This is a genomic window from Pseudomonas fluorescens (genome assembly GCF_000802965.1).
GTDB classification, from domain to species: domain Bacteria; phylum Pseudomonadota; class Gammaproteobacteria; order Pseudomonadales; family Pseudomonadaceae; genus Aquipseudomonas; species Aquipseudomonas fluorescens_A.
In genome coordinates this window covers 135,487-152,777 of sequence record NZ_JSAK01000015.1, presented here as the reverse complement: position 1 = coordinate 152,777, position 17,291 = coordinate 135,487, and the positions used below count along the sequence as shown (strand labels likewise).

The window sequence follows — 17,291 nt, the reverse complement described above, 5'->3', positions numbered from 1 at the left end:
CCCTCTGCCCTTTCAACGAATTACGGAATGAAGCCCATGGCCTCCGCCAACAAGCAGCAGAAACGCGCCACTCGCGCAAAGGCCAAGGCCAAGCAGAACCGCACCCAACGTGCTGCCGCGCCGGTCGAGCTGGATCCGAATGACGATCGCATTGATTTCGAGTCGGTGGACCTGACCGAACTGTTCAAGAAAATGATCGACGCCGAAAAAATCAGCCAGCAAGCCCTGTGCACGGCTTTCCTCGAAGACCCGCTGCTGGAACTGGTCTACGAGCAGGAAGGCGAAGAAGGCGCGATGGACTTCATCCTCGCTGCGCTGATCGAGTATCGCCAATGGTCCACCGAAACCGACGAAGCCGGTGCCCTGGCGTGGATCGAATCCCCCGCCTTCCAGGCTGACTACGTGGCGGCGTCCGACGCGATCGCCGCGCAAACCCAACAGAAACCGAACTGAGTTCCCATGGCCTCCCTGAACAAGCAGCAGAAACGCGCCAAGCGCGCAAAAGCCAAAGCTAAACAAATCAATATCCACGGCCGCAAACCCGCCGCGCTGGACGATGACCTCGGCCACCTCGCCGAGCCGATCCCGGAATACACCCTGGCGATGTTCAGCAAAATGCGCGATGCGGAAGCCGTCAGCCGCGGCGAGATGCTCTCGGTTTTACTCTCGGATCTCGCCTTTATCATCGTCGACCATCCTGAATTGCTGGACATGGAAAACGCCGACGACGAAGGCATGGCCGCCACCCACCTGGCCGCTGACATGCTGATCGACTACCGCATGTGGGCCGACGGCATGGACCGCGAGACCGCCCAGGCCTGGCTGAGCGAACCGCAGTTCATCGCCGATTTCGGCATTGCACTGGACGCTTATCGAGAGTCGCTGGATGCGCCGGAAGAGAAAGGCGAGTAAATACTCACCGCCAGAAACAAAAACGGCCGCTTGTCATCACTGACAGCGGCCGTTTTGCGTCATGCGGTACGAATCAGTTCAGTACCACTGCACCCGCTTTCTGCACCTTGCGACGTCGAGCAACCAGCAAACCGGAAGCCACCACCAGAGCGCTGAGCAGGCCGGTCGCGAGGATTTCCACGCGGTGGGCGTCCTGGAACAGCATGATGGTCAGGGCTGCGACGATGAACACGATCACCGCGTAGGTCAGGCCCGGGAACAACCACATGCTGAAGACGATTTTCTCTCCGCGAGCCATACGCTGCTTGCGCATGCGCAGTTGCGAGATCGCGATCACCAGGTACACCAGCAGCGCAATGGCGCCGGAGCTGGCCAGCAGGAATTCGAACACCGCGGCCGGGGCGACGTAGTTGGCGAAAGTTGCCAGGAACGCTGCGCCAGTGGACAGCATTACCGCCCAGTATGGCGTGCCACTTTTGTTGGTACGGGTGGAAACGGCTGGTGCATCACCGCGCTTGCCCAGGGAGAACAACATGCGGGACGAGGTGTAGAGCGCCGAGTTCAGGCAGCTAGTCACGGCGACCAGTACCACGATGTCGACGATCATCTTGGCGTTCGGGATGCCCATGCGCTCAAGCACGGTCTGGTAAGAACCAAGGCTGGCCAGGACCGGATCGTTCCATGGCACCAGGGCCACGACGATAAAAATCGATACGAGGTAGAACAAGCCGATCCGCCAGATCACCGAGTTGGTGGCCTTGGAGATTTGCTTGCCTGGGTTCTTCGATTCCGCGGCCGCGATGGTCACGATCTCGGTACCCATGAAGGAAAACATGGTGGTCAGGATGGCACCCAATACTGCGCCCATGCCGTTTGGCAGGAAGCCTTGGGTGTCGAACAGGTGTGATACCCCGCTCACCTGGCTGCCTGGCAGGAAGCCGAAGATGGCCATGACGCCAAGGACAATGAAGCCGATGATCGCCAGAACCTTGATCAGGGCGAACCAGAACTCGAACTCGCCGTAGTTCTTAACGCTGAACAGGTTGGTGACGGTCAGCAGCATGGTGATGACCAGGGCGAAGGCCCAGATGTCCACGCCCGGGAACCAGGCATGCAGGATAGTCGCGGCGGCGTTGGCTTCCAACGGGATGACGAGCACCCAGAACCACCAGTACAGCCAGCCGATGGTGAAGCCGGCCCAGTGACCGATCGCGCGATCGGCGTATGTCGAGAAGGAGCCCGTGTCCGGCGAGGCAACAGCCATTTCACCGAGCATGCGCATCACCAACACCACTAGCATGCCGGCGGCGGCGTAAGCCAGGAGCACGGCCGGGCCTGCTGCAGCAATGGCGTGGCCCGAGCCAACGAACAGGCCGGCACCGATAACCCCGGCGATCGACAGCATGGTGACATGCCGCGGTTTGAGCCCCTGTTCGAGGCCGTTAGAGCTTTGGGTACTGCTCATTGAAACTACCTTTGTAAGGAAAAGCGAATGCGTGCATCCCGCTTGTGTTCGCTCTTGTAAAAAGAAACAAACGGGGCGTTCCGGAATCTGCACGCAATATTTGCGCCAAAATGTTTCAAAACCATCTAACACGGGAATTCCGCCCTGACCGGACAGTCATCGCAAGCCATTGAAATTAATGGCACTTTGCCAGAGCGTTACCCAGCGACTCACTTTATTGAACGAAGCAGCGCACCGGAAACACACCTGAAAACGGTACGACGCACGATAAAAGTGCGGATCTGCAACCTTTGGCCCGTTAGCGCTTCCAACCCCCCGCCAAAGCTGGCAACATCGCGCCTTTTTTTACGCGACAGCCCGGAAAACTCTCGTTCAAACGGCTGTTCGGTTGTTGATGGGGCGACAGTCTGCTGTGCCGATGCGACAACCTGCCACACGCCACCCGTTTACTGCCCGTAGCGCTGTTGGCTGCCTTTGAAACGCTATGCTAGCTTGGCCGCCTCGCCAGGAAGGCCACCCAACAGCAGGAGCGAATACACAATGAGGAACGCACATGGCTGAGGCCACGCCCGCGCTTGAAATCCGCAACTTGCACAAACGCTACGGCTCGCTGGAGGTGCTCAAAGGCATCTCGCTGACCGCCCGCGACGGCGATGTGATCTCGATCCTGGGTTCTTCCGGCTCCGGCAAGTCAACATTCCTGCGCTGCATCAACCTGCTGGAGAACCCGCATCAGGGCCAGATTCTGGTGGCCGGCGAAGAGCTCAAGCTCAAAGCCGCGAAGAACGGTGAACTGGTCGCAGCCGACGGCAAGCAGATCAACCGCCTGCGCAGCGAGATTGGTTTTGTGTTTCAAAACTTTAATCTGTGGCCGCACATGAGCGTGCTCGACAACATCATCGAAGCCCCGCGCCGCGTACTCGGCCAGAGCAAGGCCGAGGCTATCGAAGGCGCCGAAGCGTTACTGAACAAGGTCGGCATCTTCGACAAGCGCCACGCCTACCCGGCGCAATTGTCCGGCGGTCAACAACAACGCGCGGCCATCGCCCGCACCCTGGCCATGCGGCCGAAGGTCATCCTGTTCGACGAGCCCACCTCCGCGCTTGACCCGGAAATGGTCCAGGAAGTACTTAATGTCATCCGTGCACTGGCCGAAGAAGGCCGCACCATGTTGCTCGTGACCCACGAAATGGGCTTTGCCCGTCAGGTCTCCAGCGAAGTGGTGTTCCTCCACCAGGGCTTGGTAGAAGAGCAAGGATCGCCACAGCAGGTGTTTGAAAACCCGCTTTCGGCGCGCTGCAAACAATTCATGTCCAGCAACCGCTAACGGAGCTACCCGCATGCAGAACTACAAAAAGGTCTTCCTGGCTGCCGCCGTCACCCTGGCGTTCAGTGCCGGTGCCATGGCCGAAACCCTGAAGATGGGCATCGAAGCGGCCTACCCGCCGTTCAACAATAAAGATGCCAGTGGCAATGTCGTTGGCTTCGACAAGGAAATCGGCGACGCCCTGTGCGCCAAGATGAAAGTCGAGTGCACCGTCGTGACCTCCGACTGGGACGGCATCATCCCGGCCCTGAACGCCAAGAAGTTCGACTTCCTGATTTCCTCGATGTCGATCACCGACGAGCGCAAGCAAGCGGTGGACTTCACCGACCCGTACTACTCCAACAAACTGCAATTCATCGCCAAGAAAGACGTCGACTTCAAAACCGACAAGGCTTCCCTGCAAGGAAAAGTGATCGGCGCACAACGTGCGACCCTCGCCGGCACCTGGCTGGAAGACAACATGGAAGGCGTTGAAGTCAAACTCTATGACACCCAGGAAAACGCCTATCTCGATCTGACCTCCGGTCGTCTGGACGGCATCCTGGCTGACAAATACGTCAACTACGAGTGGCTGAAAAGCGACGCCGGCCGTTCTTACGAATTCAAGGGCGACCCGGTGGAAGAAAGCGACAAGATCGGTATCGCGGTGCGTAAGAACGACCCGATCCGCGAGAAGCTGAACATCGCGCTGAAAGAAATTGTCGCTGACGGCACTTACAAGAAGATCAACGACAAGTACTTCCCGTTCAGCATCTATTGATACTGACCTGCCGGACCGCCGCCTTCAGACGGCGCCGGTCCCCGGCCTTGCCTGCCGCGATTTGAAAAGAAATCCATGATTATCGACCTCTACGGATTCGGCCCGGCGCTCGCCGCTGGCGCGCTGATGACTGTGAAACTGGCGCTCTCGGCCCTGTGCCTGGGGCTGGTGCTCGGTCTGCTTGGCGCCTTGGCCAAGACTTCCCCGTACAAGCCGCTGCAATGGCTTGGCGGCACTTATTCGACTTTGGTTCGCGGTATCCCGGAATTGCTCTGGGTGCTGTTGATCTATTTCGGCACCGTGAATCTGATGCGTGCCCTGGGCGAGTTTTTCGGCAACCCCGACCTTGAACTCAACGCCTTCGCCGCTGGCGTGATTGCGCTGGGCCTGTGCTTTGGCGCCTACGCCACGGAAGTGTTTCGCGGCGCGATCCTCGCCATTCCGAAAGGCCATCGTGAGGCCGGCGTGGCCCTGGGCCTTTCGAAGTGGCGGATCTTCACCAAGTTGATCATGCCGCAGATGTGGCGCATCGCCCTGCCCGGCCTGGGCAACCTGTTCATGATCCTGATGAAGGACACCGCACTGGTGTCGGTGATCGGCCTGGAAGAAATCATGCGTCACGCGCAAATCGGCGTGACCGTGTCCAAGCAACCGTTCACCTTCTATATGGTCGCGGCGTTCATGTACCTGAGCCTGACGATCCTGGCCATGACCGGCATGCACTTCCTGGAAAGACGCGCCGCTCGCGGCTTCGCGAGGAGCACCCAATGAACTGGGAAGTCATCATCAAGTGGCTGCCGAAACTGGCCCAGGGCGCAACCCTGACCCTGGAACTGGTGGCGATCGCCGTGATCGCCGGCCTGCTGCTGGCGATTCCACTGGGCATCGCACGCTCGTCGCGCCTGTGGTGGGTGCGGGCGTTTCCTTACGGCTACATCTTCTTTTTCCGTGGCACGCCGTTACTGGTTCAGCTGTTCCTGGTCTACTACGGCCTGGCGCAGTTCGACGCGATCCGTAACAGTTCGATGTGGCCCTACTTGCGCGATCCGTTCTGGTGCGCCACCGCCACCATGACCCTGCACACCGCGGCCTACATCGCCGAGATCCTGCGCGGTGCGATTCAGGCGATTCCACCGGGCGAGATCGAAGCGGCGCGAGCGCTGGGCATGTCCAAGGCCAAGGCAATGATCTACATCATGCTGCCCCGCGCCGCGCGCATCGGCCTGCCGGCCTACAGCAACGAAGTGATCCTGATGCTCAAGGCCAGCGCCCTGGCCAGCACCGTAACCTTGCTGGAACTGACCGGCATGGCCCGTACCATCATTGCCCGCACTTACCTGCCGGTGGAGATCTTTTTCGCCGCCGGCATGTTCTACCTGGTGATGGCTTATGTGCTGGTGCGCGGCTTCAAGCTGCTGGAGCGCTGGTTGCGCGTCGATGCCTGCCAAGGACGCTGATTCCCACGTACTGACGGGCGAGACCCTACTCGCCCGTTTCACGGCGCTCGATGCTTTTCTGACACAGCATCAGGCGCTGTGGAAACCTCGACCGTTCACTCATCTGCAACTTCCTTGGGAAACCTCCTACCCCGAGTTGGCCACTTGGCTACGCGGGCGCTCGCTGGAAGACGCGGAAAACGCTCACAACCAACCCGCCCTTCTGGATGCGCCGGAGCCTTTTGCTTCGTTGGCTGCGATGTCACTGGAATTGAGCACGATAGGTGAACTGCCCGCGCATGCGCTAGAAGCACCGGGTCATCGCCTGAATGTTGATGTGCCAGGACGCAAGTGGGAGCAAATCGAAGCCTTCGCCAGTCGTTTGTCGTTTGCTTCTGCCCCCACACATTGGCTGGATTGGTGCTCGGGTAAAGGACACTTGGGGCGTCGCCTGCTACAAACCGGCCAACAGCTGACATGCCTGGAATATGACCCGGCGCTAGTTGCCAGCGGCCAAGCCCTCAGCCAACGTCACCAGTTGCATGCGCTGCATGTCGAGCAGGATGTGCTCGCGAGTGAAGTGGCCGCCCTGATAAAGGCTGACCACACACCCGTCGCCCTGCATGCCTGCGGGGATTTGCATGTGAGATTGATCCAGCTCGCCAGCGCGGGAGGCTGCGCGCAACTCGCCGTCGCACCCTGTTGCTACAACCGGATCAGTCTGTCCCAGTACTCACCGATTTCCTCGTCCGCCCAAAAATCCGGCCTACAGCTGTCCCTCGACGATCTCGCGCTGCCAATGAGTGAAACCGTCACCGCCGGCGCTCGCGTCCGACGTCAGCGCGACACCTCCATGGCGCGGCGCCTGGCTTTTGACCTGCTACAACGGCAACTGCGCGGCATTGACGAATACTTGCCAACTCCGTCCCTTTCCAGCACCTGGCTTGATAAACCGTTCACCGAGTACTGCCATCATTTGGCCCGACTAAAAGACTTATCCACAATCGGCTCGCAAGACTGGTCAGCCCTGGAGGCTGCCGGTTGGCAGCGCCTGGCGCAAGTCCGCAACCTGGAGCTGCTGCGCGGGCTTTTCCGACGCCCGCTGGAGCTTTGGCTGGTTCTCGATCGAGCGCTTTTTCTCCTTGAGCAGGGCTACACCGTTCAACTCGGCACCTTCTGCAAAACCCCGCTCACACCGCGCAATTTGCTGATATTGGCGGAACGCGATTAATCCATCACAGCCTGTGGATAACTCTGTTGATGAAAATATCGTGGATCCAATATTTACAGCTGTTTCAGGGGTGAAACGATACTGTTCAGTTTTCGTACACAAAATAAAAAACCCGTAAAACAGTGATTTGCGCACAAATGAGAACGGATCCACAAATCCGTCATATAGACGGCCCGACACAAATCCCGTTGTGCATAAGCATTCGACGAAAAGGACATAACCGCCGTTCTAAAGGGCTGCTTGAGCAGAAAACGAGAATTCTCTGCGACTGATAAACCTGTAAAGGTTTTCCACTAAAAGCGTGGAAAGTAGAGGAGCGATTACCGCGCTAGATCACAAGCGGAGAGCGCTATTAATCCTCGACAAAGGCTTACGCAAAAATAGTCAGAATTCAGGGGTTTACAGAACCAACCCAATCGCTATAATCGTCGCCCTGACACGCCGGTATAGCTCAGATGGTAGAGCAACTGACTTGTAATCAGTAGGTCCCGGGTTCGATTCCTGGTGCCGGCACCATACAAAACAAAGCCCTCGTAGCAATACGAGGGCTTTGTTGTTTCCGGGATTTGAATTTCCTACGCCAACGGTTTCGATCAATCGAACTCCGTCGATGCCGAAAGATGCTCCCAGGCATCGATTTCCGCCTGCAGGTTTGCAATTTTTTGGCGCACCAGCCCCACCGCATCCTTACCCAGTAACAAATGAACCGGCGGCTTCTCTGCAGCCACCAGGGTCAACAATGCCTGCGCAGCTTTGTGGGGATCGCCCGCCTGCTTGCCGCTCTTTTCTTCTCGCGCCTTGCGGACCGGATTGAACACTGCGTCGTAGTCATCCAGCGTGCGACCCGATCGGATCATCGAGCGGCCTGCCCATTCGGTTCGAAACGAGCCCGGGGCCACGGCCGTCACGTGGATGCCCAGACCTTCTACTTCTTTGGCCAGCGCTTCACTGACACCTTCAAGGGCGAATTTGCTGCCGCTGTAGTAAGCGATCCCCGGCAAGGTGATGAAGCCAGCCATGGAAGTGATGTTGACGATATGCCCGCTGCGCCGTTCTCGCATACCAGGCAGAACCGCCTTGATCATTGCCACCGCGCCAAACACATTGACGTCGAACTGACGTTGCATTTCAGTCAGCGGCGACTCTTCGAGAATGCCTTCATGACCGTAACCGGCGTTGTTCACCAGCACGTCTATCCGGCCTACCTCACGAAGGATATCGGCCACCAAGGGTTCAATCGCCGCAAAGTCTGTGACGTCGAGTACTAACGCTTTGGCGCGATGTGCGTGCAGGGCTTCGAACGCAGCCCGCTCGGCTTCGCGCCGCACCGTCCCCACCACCGTGTGCCCCGCCGCCAGCGCTGCTTGTGAAAAAGCCAGGCCGAAGCCCGAGCTGACCCCGGTGATCAGGAAAACCTTGTGAACGTGGGCGTTCATGGTGCGCTCTCCAAATAAAAACGCCGTCGATATCGATCGACGGCGTTGTGGACAGGTGAGGTCTTAGTGACCTGCGCTCTGACCACCATCCACGTGCAGGATTTCGCCGGTGACAAACTTGGCGTTGTCCAGGTACACGACCGCCTGAGCAATGTCTTCGATCTCGCCCATGTGCCCGACCGGGTGCAGTGCGCCGAGTGCGGCGTGGGTTTCTTGGCCGTGCATCGGGGTTTTGATGATGCCCGGGGAAACCGCGTTCACCCGAATACCGCGTTTGGCGTATTCGATGGCCAGGGATTTAGTTGCTGCGTTCAAGCCACCTTTGGTCAGCGAGGCCAGTACCGATGGCACGCCGTCGATGGCGTGGTCTACCAGGCTGGTGGTGATGTTGACCACGTGACCGCTGCCCTGTTTTTCCATTTCGGCGATAGCCAGTTGGGTGATGTAGAAGAAGCCGTTGACGTTCACCGACAACACGTTCGCGTAGTCTTCTGCGGTGTACGCGGTGAACGGCTTGGCGATGAAGATCCCGGCGTTGTTGATCAGGGTGTCGACGCGGCCGAAACGGGCGATCGCTTCACGAATCACGCGCTGTGCCGTCTCTGGTTCGCCGATGTCGCCAGCCACGGTGAGGATGTCCGGATCGGTCGATGGCTTGATCGAACGCGAGGTCGCGACGATCTGGTAACCGAGTTCACGGAAGGCCTTGACCATGCCGTCGCCGAGACCTTGGGATGCGCCAGTGATGACAACGACTTTTTTCGAATTGCTCATGATGAACCTCTACTAATTAAATGATGGTTTGAAAAAGCAACTAATCAGGCCTGCGCCATTTGTCTCAACATCTGTTCGTAGTACTCGACCGACTGCGATCCGGACACCAGGTGGCGGCCATTGAGCACCATGGCCGGCACCGAATTGATGCCGTGCTGCCGGTAAAACTCCTCAAGCTCACGCACCTCGTCGGCAAACTCGCCAGACGCCAACACCTGGCGTGCACGCTTCTCGTCCAACCCTGCTTCTACGGCCAAGCGCACCAGCGTCGGCTGATCACTCGGGTTCTGGCCTTCGCTGAAGTAAGCGCGCAGCAGGATCTTTTTCAGCGCCACCTGACGCCCTTCCTCTAGCGCCCAAAGCAACAACCGGTGAGCGTCGAAGGTGTTGTAGAAGTGGGTGCGCTTCTCCAGGTCGAACTTGAAGCCGATGGCATTGCCGCGTTCGATCTGCATCGCTTTGCCATTGGCGACGTCCTGGGCGGTACGTCCGTATTTGCGCATCAAGTGCTCGACCGCTTTTTCGCCTTCGGCCGGCATGTTCGGGTTGAGTTCGAAAGGCTTGTAGGTCAGCTCGACCGACACCTCACCCGCCACGTTCTCGATCGCCTGCTCCAGCGCCGTCGCCCCCAGTGCGCACCACGGACACACCACGTCGGAGACGAAATCGACGGTGACCGACGGCGTCATGACTGCCCCTCTTCCGCCAGTTGCTTGCGGTACTGAGTGGTGGTGATCCCGGCGTAACCCCAGTTATCGGTGTCGACTTCTTCGATGACGATATGGGTCAGGTCCGGACGCTTGTTGAGGACGCGTTCCAGTGTTCCAGTGATTTCCGCGATCACCTGAGCTTTCTGCTCAGTGGTAACGCCATCGCGGGTGATGCGTACGCTTACGAAAGGCATGAGGGAAACTCCAGTGACCTTCCCGTCGGGATGATGGGAGAGGCGTTGGAGCTCAATGTATGGAGTTAGCTGGAGGGGATAAAGGTGGGAACGGGAACATCATTAGTTACGCGGTGTAATGGGTTGCGGTGCCGATGATGGGCTGAAAACGCCTGCACCCATCCTGGATCATTGGCGCCAGAACCAACCCCCATAAAAGATGGCACCTTGACATCAGCCATCGCATTCACTTAAAACGTCGGCTCATTTGACTTTATCGAGACAGGGATGTCGGCCAGACCACCACTATTTTCTCGATGGCAGTACGTGCTTGGAGCCCTTGTCGTCGCCCTCGCTGTGCTTGACCCTTTCGGGCTTTCAAGTTCGAGCAACAATGCCTCCGCGCAATGGCTGAATCGGGTATTTGCCAGCAGCTACAAAGACACCGGGCAACAGCAAATCGCGGTCATTCTGATCGACGACGCGTACCTGATGCGCAACAACACACACTGGCCAATGCCATACGGCGAGCAAAGCAAGCTGTTCAAGCGCTTGCTGGCTTACAAGCCGAAGGCCGTATTCGTGGATTTCCTGTATAGCCACGATCACTCCGTGGGCGACCCGGCTCAGGGTAGTCAGTTACTGGCCAATGTCTTCGAACGCTACCGCCATCAGGGCATTCCATTGTTGTTGGCCAATACGGGCCAGGAACGCGGCGAAGAGGGACAGGCCAACACGCTGGCCAATCTGGCCAGGGTCAGCAGTCCGGCATTGGTCGTGTGGAGCGGGTTGGGCGATAAGTACCCGCTGGCGTTCGAAACGCCGCTGGGTCCCATGGAAACACCGGCGCTCTCAATGTATCGCCAGTATTGCCAGGCCAATTCCTGCGTTGATCTTCCAAGCGATATGCAAGCCGCCATTGAGGCGCCCCCCATGGCCATTCAGTGGGGAGTCAATCTCGCCCCACAACAGATGCGCATCGCCGATATCGCTCACTGCTCCGCCCCCAAAGGCTTCTTCGTCGATATGGCGAAAGAGTTTTTCCAGGCGATTTTCTGGAAGCTCGCCGGGCCCGATCAATCGCGCTGCCTCTATAACTTCACACTTTCGGCCAGCGACTTGGAGGCCAGTACACCCGAGGACCGAGCCCTGCTCGCCGAACTGCTGCGTGATCGCCTGGTACTGGTCGGCGCCAACATCACCTCCACCGGCGATCTGGTCCATTCGCCCGTGCACGGCAAAATCCCCGGCATTTACCTGCATGCCATGGCGCTGGATAACCTCATCACATTGGGCATGAACTATAACCGTGAGCCGGCCAACCTGCCGAGATCCGATGTCAATTGGCTCGACCTGGTGGAGATTGCGCTGCTTGGGCTGATCGCGCTGCTGAAAGCGTTACATGAGCGACAGAGTCCAGCGTCGGGAATCATCGGAATGAACGTCGGAAGAAGCGGTTTTTTCAGCTCGTCGCTCCTGTCCTTCGCACTGGTCGTTAGCGTGCTCCTGCTACTGAGCTACGGGCTTCACAAGTTCCACTACACACCCGTCAATGTGCTCGCTGTCCTGATGATTTCGCTGGCGATATTCAGCGAAAAAATCCAGGAATTTTTTGCCCGCAAGAACTGATTGCCCACGCATTCTCATCAAATAAAAAAGGAATCAAGGATGACCAGAACAGCCCTGTTTTTGCTCGCCGCCGTATTCAGCCAGGCAGTTTTGGCCGCCGCGCCCACTGTTGAAGCATTTCTCGCCGATCCGATCGCGTTGCTCGACGAACAAGGAAAACTCGAACGCGAACTGCCGTTGAAGGACGCACCGAAAAATCCGCTCCCGGTGCTGCAATACAACGAGTCGCTGGAACTGGTGCAGGTTGAACTGGCGGGCCGGAAAGTCTGGCTGGACACCATGGACTTGCGCTTGAACCCCAGCAAAATGGTGAAGCTGCCGTGCCAGAAAATGCCGGCAAGCAAGATTGCCGACAGCCAGAACAACTCGACCATCGGTTTTGGTGCGGGCTGCAAACAATAAGGGGTCGGTCATGAAAAGGTCTGTCCTTGCGCTGTCGATCCTCGCCGGTTCGTTGCTCAGCGGCTGTAGCACCCTCAATGGCGCCAATGATGCGGTGATGAACCTGGTAGGTCCTTCGACTCAATCCAGAGTCGCCGGTAAGTACGTCGAAAACGCAGACGTTCGTCAGCACTACAAACTCGACGTGCAGCAACAGAGCAAACAGCGCTTGAGCTATGACGGCCACGCCATTCCCGCCCATGAGACCCGCCAGAACAATCTGGTGGATATCCCGATGCTGCAGAACTACTTGCAGGGCATCGTCACCAGGTTGTCCAAGGGCTGGCCCGGCGAGATGCCTGCGTTGCAGGTACGGATCACCGACAGCTACAGCTTCGGGCCGTCGGCGGATTCGGTAGGTAATGTGTTCGTTCCGCTGGGCATGCTGGATAACGTCGAAAGCGAAGACGAAATCGCGGCCATGCTGGGGCACGAAATGAGCCATGTGCTGCTGCGCCACCACGATCGCGTGGCGGCCTTCAAGGAGCAGAAAGAACTGATGACCAACATCGCCACGACGGTGGTGTTCGCCGCGATGGCCTCCAACACCGGCGTGGACCGCAGTTCCGGAACGATGAAGTTGATCAGCAAGGATCCCCTCGGTACGCAAAAGACCATTGGCAATACGGTTTTATACACCGCACTGGCCAACAGCTTTTCGGACAACATCTGGAGCACGGCCTGGGGTCGTAGCCAGGAAGATCAGGCGGATCTGTTGGGCACCGACTTGATGATCCGTGCCGGATATGCGCCTCGTGCCGCCAGTTACAGCCTGCAACGCCTGAACGACTTCCAGGGCAAACAAAAGCCGCTGCTCGGCAGCTTTCTCAGTGAACGCAAGACCGCGATGCAGCAATCACTTGAGCACTTCAATCTCAATAGTTTCACCAAAGAACTGGATGTACTGATCAATCAGGGGCTGACCACCAGCATCACCGCGACAAGTGAGTACTTCAATCGCTCGCACATGTCACCCATAGACCGCGATGAGGAACTTCGACAGTACCTGCAACGTGAGTACCGCCAGGAGCGCCGAGCCCGGGTTGATACACGCAGCTGGCCGAAGGTCCGCGATGCCGCGCCCGTCGTTGCCGCCACGCAGGCTTACAAGGACGCTTACGCGGCGACCGCCGCACTGGAGCAAGGCAAGCTGAGTGAGGCCGACGCACTTAACCAGCGTGCGCTGTCCTCGCCGGTAAAAGACCAGCCCGGCATTCGTCGAACCGCATTTGCCGTGCATATTGCGCAAGGCAAGAGCGCCGAAGCACTGAAAGATCTTGAGTCAATCAAGGATTGGTCACTGGCCGGCCCGTCCATCTATGACCTGATGATCGGTTACCACCTCAAGCGCGGTGATGCTCAATCGGCACTGGCCATGATCGACAAGGCAGAGCGGAACCTGGGTTCGGAAGAATTGTTCATTACCGAAAAGCTGCTGGCCAACCAGCAACTCAAAAACGCTGCACAGGTGCAGGCGGTTCTCAGTAAGTGCGAGCAGTACCCCACCCGCAAGGAAAGCTGCAAAAAACTGGCTCCGGTAAAAGCCTGAAGCCACAGTCACTGCAAAACCTTAAGCAAAAAGAAGCCCCGAACCAGTCGGGGCTTCTTTTTTCCAGCCTTGAGTCAGGCCTCGATACTGCAATCGATCATCAGAAAATATTGATCGGGTAATCCACAAACACACGCACTTCGTTACCGCTGACGTTGTACTCGCTCGACTTCTGCGACACGCGCAGGATCGAGCTGCGCAGTTTCACGCTCAGGTCTTTGGCCGGGCCGCTTTGTACGACGTACTTGAACTGGTTGAAGATTTCGCGCTCGGTGCCGCCTTCGCTGGTGGAGGTGGTGATGTTGTCACCGCGCACGTAAGCGAAGTTGTAGCTCAGGCCCGGAACACCGAAGGTGCTGAAGTCCAGGCCGTAGCCCAGCTGCCAGCTGCGTTCGTCTTCAGCGTTGAAGTCGGACCAGTAGGAGTTGGCCAGGTAGATGGTGTTGCCACCGTCACCGACGCGGTTTTGATCTTTCTGGTAGCCGCCGTAGGCGTAGCCCAGGTTGCTGTCGCCGGTGCTGCGCTGGTGAGCGAGGGTGAACGAGTGCGGGCCGGTGGCGAAGGTCGCTGCCAGGCTCCAGATCTTGTTGTCGTCACCGGTGACGATGCTTTCGCCGGGGATGGTGTTTTCGCGGACGTACGCACTATCCAGTTTGGTGCGGTAGCCGTTGAAGTCCAGGGTCAGGGACTGATCCTTGTCGATCGGGAAAACGTAGTTGGCGTTCACGTACTGCTTCTTCAACACGTCTTCAACGTCGGACGCATACAGCGCAGCCTTGAATTGTTCGGTGAACTGATAGCTACCGCCCAACACGTTGATCGACTTCAAGCCACCACTATCACGGCCTTCAGCGCTTTTACGCGATTCGGCGGTGAAGCGACCGGCGTCCAGTTGCAGGCCCTTGATCTCCTTGGAGGTGATCAGGGTGCCGGTGTAGCTTTCCGGCAGCAGACGCCCGTTGTCGTAGCTCAGCACCGGCAGGGCCGGCATCTGGTCACCGTAGGTCAGCGTCGTGCTGGACAGGCGGAATTTGACGGCTGCGCCGCCTTTGGCCAAGTCATCAGCCGGCTCGCCGCTGGCACCTTTCTTGAAGAAATCGATACCTTGTGCGCCGCTACGGTCTTCATTGCGCTCCAGATTGAGTGCGTACAGACCGAAGGCATCCACACCCACACCAACGGTGCCTTGGGTGAAGCCGGAGGAGAACGTACCGATGGCGGCTTGGCCCCACTCGGATTTATCCGGGTTGCCATCTTTGTAGTCGCGGTTCATGTAGGCGTTGCGCAGTAGCACTTTGAGGCTGCTGTCTTCAACAAATCCCTTGGATTCGGCCTGGTCGTTAGCCATGGCCTGTGTAGCGCTCAAAATCCCCAGAGCGATCAGACTGATTCGCTTGTTCAACATGTTGTTTTCCTTATTACGGGTTGAAACGCGCTGTGTCGAACGGCTGAAACGGCACTATTGCGCTCTTTTTTCATTCCGCAAACAAAAAGGCCCGCCCACGATCACTCGCGGCGGGCCTTTTTATTATTTTAGGGTCATGGCGGTCAGCCACAGGCGTTGGCCGAATCGTAGCCGCGCCCTTATTGATGTGTCAATTTCGTGAATCGTCTGTTACCAGGCAAAAATCGTCTAAGAAATGCCTTTACTTGGCAGAAAAACTCAATCGGCGCGCGGCATGAAGAGTTTGAATCCACACAATCTCCTGTAGGCGCTGGCTTGCCAGCGATAGCGGTTTTTCATCCGACATCAACGTTGGATGGGATGGCCTCATCGCTGGCAAGCCAGCTCCTACAGGTGGGGTGTCCGCGTCTTCGCCCATAAAAAAAGCGCTGCCATCCTGGCAGCGCTTTTCTTTTATCAATCCGTTGTTTTTTCTTCTTATCCTTCCATCACATCCCACAACGCATCCAGTTCCGCTTCGCTGAATAAACCAGCGGGGTAGCGCTCGATCATCGTCCGGCGCGGATCACATTCTGCGATCTGACGCGTTCCATTGGACTTGAACCAGTGCGCCAGGATCTGGAGCGATTCACCATTGACTGCCAGGGGATGCAACGTCCGCTCGCTCACCACATTCACTTCGGCGTTCATTTCAGCGCTCTCTCCTGGTTTGTGAGCGGCCTAACTTATCCAAGGTTTATGACAGAACAACTAAGTTCTCCCCCTCCCTGCATTGCACCATCGCAGATACAAGAGCTATGCCAAGGTCTGCGAACTGTCGACAAGCGGATACAAAAAAACCCGCAGTCCTGAAGGGCTGCGGGCTTGCCAGGAGGCAGTGCGCGAAAACGTTTGCCTGAATGATTTCGCCGCTAACTCAAGCTGTTACAACTGCACTCACTCTTTGTGCGGCGCTGGCTGTTGTTGGGTAAGGCAGTGAATGTTACCGCCTCCCAGTAACAGTTCACGGCCAGGCACCATCACCACTTCGTGCTGCGGGAACAGGGTCTGCAAAATCTCTTTTGCCGGACCATCCAGCGGGTCGTCGAAACTCGGGGCGATGATGCCGCCGTTGACGATCAGGAAGTTCACGTAGGAACCCGCCAAACGCACGGACGGATTACGTTCCTGAGTGCCATCCACCGGGTCGACACCGGCGCATTCTTCCTCGGTCGCATACAGCGGCCCTGGAATCGGCATCTTGTGCACCGTAAATGGGCGACCTTTGGCATCGGTGCTGCTTTGCAGCACTTTCATTGCAGCCTGGCAGCGTGGGTAGTTTGGATCCTGCGGGTCATCGGTCCAGGCCAACAGCACTTCACCCGGACGCACGTAGCAGCAGAAGTTATCCACATGACCGTCGGTTTCGTCGTTGTACAAACCGTCCGGCAACCAGATGATTTTATCCACAGCCAGGTTGGCGCTGAGCACCGCTTCGATTTCCGCGCGGTTCAGGTGCGGGTTGCGATTGCGGTTGAGCAGACACTCTTCGGTGGTGATCAGCGTGCCTTCGCCATCCACGTGGATCGAACCACCTTCAAGCACGAAGCCTTCAGTGCGATAGCGTTGGCTGCGCTCGATCTCAAGGATCTTGCCGCCCACCTGCGAGTCGCGGTTCCAAGGCGAATACAGTCCGCCATCAAAGCCGCCCCAGGAGTTGAAATCCCAGTTCACGCCGCGGACTTCGCCGCTGTTATTAATGACGAATGTCGGGCCGGTATCGCGGACCCAGGCGTCGTCGCTGGACATTTCTACGACGCGGATATTCGGCACGTCCAAACGGGCACGGGCGTTTTCGTATTGGCCGGCGGAGACTGCCACCGTGACCGGTTCAAAACGGGCGATGGCTTTGGCCACCGCGACGTGCGCGGCTTGCGCCGGTTTGCCGCCCAGGCGCCAGTTGTCCGGGCGCTCGGGCCAGATCATCCAGGTCTGGGTTTGGGGTGCCCACTCGGCCGGCATGTAGAAGCCGTCTGCGCGAGGGGTGCTGCTCAAAGTGGTCAT

18 protein-coding genes and 1 tRNA gene are annotated in these 17,291 nt (G+C 57.9%); 11 read left to right on the top strand and 8 right to left on the bottom strand.

What is annotated here, in order from left to right; genetic code table 11:
- Positions 1-36: 36 nt before the first annotated feature.
- Complete coding sequence (locus NL64_RS13205) at positions 37-453, top strand: hypothetical protein (protein WP_034148654.1); 417 nt, start codon at positions 37-39, stop codon at positions 451-453.
- Positions 454-459: 6 nt separating this feature from the next.
- Positions 460-912 carry a hypothetical protein gene (locus NL64_RS13200; RefSeq protein ID WP_034148518.1) on the top strand — a complete coding sequence of 151 codons (453 nt, stop codon included), beginning with the start codon at positions 460-462 and terminating at the stop codon, positions 910-912.
- A gap of 73 nt (positions 913-985) precedes the next feature.
- Here NL64_RS13200 and gabP read toward each other — a convergent pair whose 3' ends face one another.
- Complete coding sequence (gene gabP, locus NL64_RS13195) at positions 986-2,377, bottom strand: GABA permease (RefSeq protein ID WP_034148517.1); 1,392 nt, start codon at positions 2,375-2,377, stop codon at positions 986-988.
- A gap of 553 nt (positions 2,378-2,930) precedes the next feature.
- Here gabP and NL64_RS13190 point away from each other — a divergent pair.
- The 6 genes from NL64_RS13190 to NL64_RS13165 all read left to right on the top strand — a co-directional run bounded on the left by NL64_RS13190 (position 2,931) and on the right by NL64_RS13165 (position 7,647).
- Positions 2,931-3,704 (top strand): ABC transporter ATP-binding protein, encoded by a 774-nt coding sequence (locus NL64_RS13190; RefSeq protein WP_034148516.1) that lies wholly within the window; start codon positions 2,931-2,933, stop codon positions 3,702-3,704.
- 13 nt (positions 3,705-3,717) lie between these two features.
- A complete protein-coding gene (locus NL64_RS13185) occupies positions 3,718-4,464 on the top strand; it encodes an ABC transporter substrate-binding protein (protein ID WP_034148515.1) in 747 nt (248 codons plus the stop codon).
- Between the two features lie 75 nt (positions 4,465-4,539).
- Positions 4,540-5,235, top strand: coding sequence for an ABC transporter permease (locus NL64_RS13180; RefSeq protein WP_034148514.1), 696 nt, complete (start codon positions 4,540-4,542; stop codon positions 5,233-5,235).
- The gene (locus NL64_RS13175; RefSeq protein ID WP_034148513.1) at positions 5,232-5,921 is read left to right on the top strand and encodes an ABC transporter permease; all 690 of its coding nucleotides are present in this window, start codon (positions 5,232-5,234) and stop codon (positions 5,919-5,921) included. The genes NL64_RS13180 and NL64_RS13175 overlap by 4 nt, the downstream gene beginning before the upstream one ends.
- A complete protein-coding gene (locus NL64_RS13170; protein ID WP_034148512.1) occupies positions 5,902-7,131 on the top strand; it encodes a methyltransferase in 1,230 nt (409 codons plus the stop codon). Before NL64_RS13175 ends, NL64_RS13170 begins: the two co-directional genes overlap by 20 nt.
- A 440-nt stretch (positions 7,132-7,571) precedes the next feature.
- Positions 7,572-7,647: transfer RNA gene (locus NL64_RS13165), tRNA-Thr, on the top strand.
- Positions 7,648-7,724: 77 nt separating this feature from the next.
- Here the strand turns inward: NL64_RS13165 and NL64_RS13160 are convergent.
- From NL64_RS13160 to NL64_RS13145, 4 genes are all read right to left on the bottom strand, one after another.
- Entirely contained in the window at positions 7,725-8,567 is an 843-nt protein-coding gene (locus NL64_RS13160; RefSeq protein ID WP_034148511.1) for an oxidoreductase, read from the bottom strand.
- A 63-nt stretch (positions 8,568-8,630) separates the two neighbouring features.
- Positions 8,631-9,341, bottom strand: a complete 711-nt coding sequence (locus NL64_RS13155) for an SDR family NAD(P)-dependent oxidoreductase (protein WP_034148510.1) — start codon at positions 9,339-9,341, stop codon at positions 8,631-8,633.
- Between the two features lie 44 nt (positions 9,342-9,385).
- On the bottom strand, positions 9,386-10,030 hold the full coding sequence (locus NL64_RS13150; RefSeq protein ID WP_034148509.1) for a DsbA family oxidoreductase: 645 nt from the start codon (positions 10,028-10,030) through the stop codon (positions 9,386-9,388).
- A complete protein-coding gene (locus NL64_RS13145; RefSeq protein ID WP_034148508.1) occupies positions 10,027-10,245 on the bottom strand; it encodes a tautomerase family protein in 219 nt (72 codons plus the stop codon). The genes NL64_RS13150 and NL64_RS13145 overlap by 4 nt, the downstream gene beginning before the upstream one ends.
- Positions 10,246-10,512: 267 nt before the next feature.
- Here NL64_RS13145 and NL64_RS13140 point away from each other — a divergent pair, with 267 nt between their 5' ends.
- Genes NL64_RS13140 through NL64_RS13130 form a run of 3 tightly spaced genes read left to right on the top strand, consistent with a single transcriptional unit; the run spans position 10,513 to position 13,843 of the window.
- Positions 10,513-11,853, top strand: coding sequence for a CHASE2 domain-containing protein (locus tag NL64_RS13140; RefSeq protein WP_034148507.1), 1,341 nt, complete (start codon positions 10,513-10,515; stop codon positions 11,851-11,853).
- Between the two features lie 39 nt (positions 11,854-11,892).
- Positions 11,893-12,255, top strand: coding sequence for a hypothetical protein (locus NL64_RS13135; RefSeq protein WP_034148506.1), 363 nt, complete (start codon positions 11,893-11,895; stop codon positions 12,253-12,255).
- A gap of 10 nt (positions 12,256-12,265) precedes the next feature.
- The gene (locus tag NL64_RS13130; protein ID WP_034148505.1) at positions 12,266-13,843 is read left to right on the top strand and encodes a M48 family metallopeptidase; all 1,578 of its coding nucleotides are present in this window, start codon (positions 12,266-12,268) and stop codon (positions 13,841-13,843) included.
- A gap of 100 nt (positions 13,844-13,943) precedes the next feature.
- Here NL64_RS13130 and NL64_RS13125 read toward each other — a convergent pair whose 3' ends face one another.
- The 3 genes from NL64_RS13125 to aguA form a co-directional block, all read right to left on the bottom strand.
- A complete protein-coding gene (locus NL64_RS13125; protein ID WP_034148504.1) occupies positions 13,944-15,248 on the bottom strand; it encodes an OprD family porin in 1,305 nt (434 codons plus the stop codon).
- 477 nt (positions 15,249-15,725) lie between these two features.
- Positions 15,726-15,938 carry a hypothetical protein gene (locus NL64_RS13120; protein ID WP_034148503.1) on the bottom strand — a complete coding sequence of 71 codons (213 nt, stop codon included), beginning with the start codon at positions 15,936-15,938 and terminating at the stop codon, positions 15,726-15,728.
- Positions 15,939-16,184: 246 nt separating this feature from the next.
- Positions 16,185-17,291 carry an agmatine deiminase gene (aguA, locus tag NL64_RS13115; protein WP_034148502.1) on the bottom strand — a complete coding sequence of 369 codons (1,107 nt, stop codon included), beginning with the start codon at positions 17,289-17,291 and terminating at the stop codon, positions 16,185-16,187.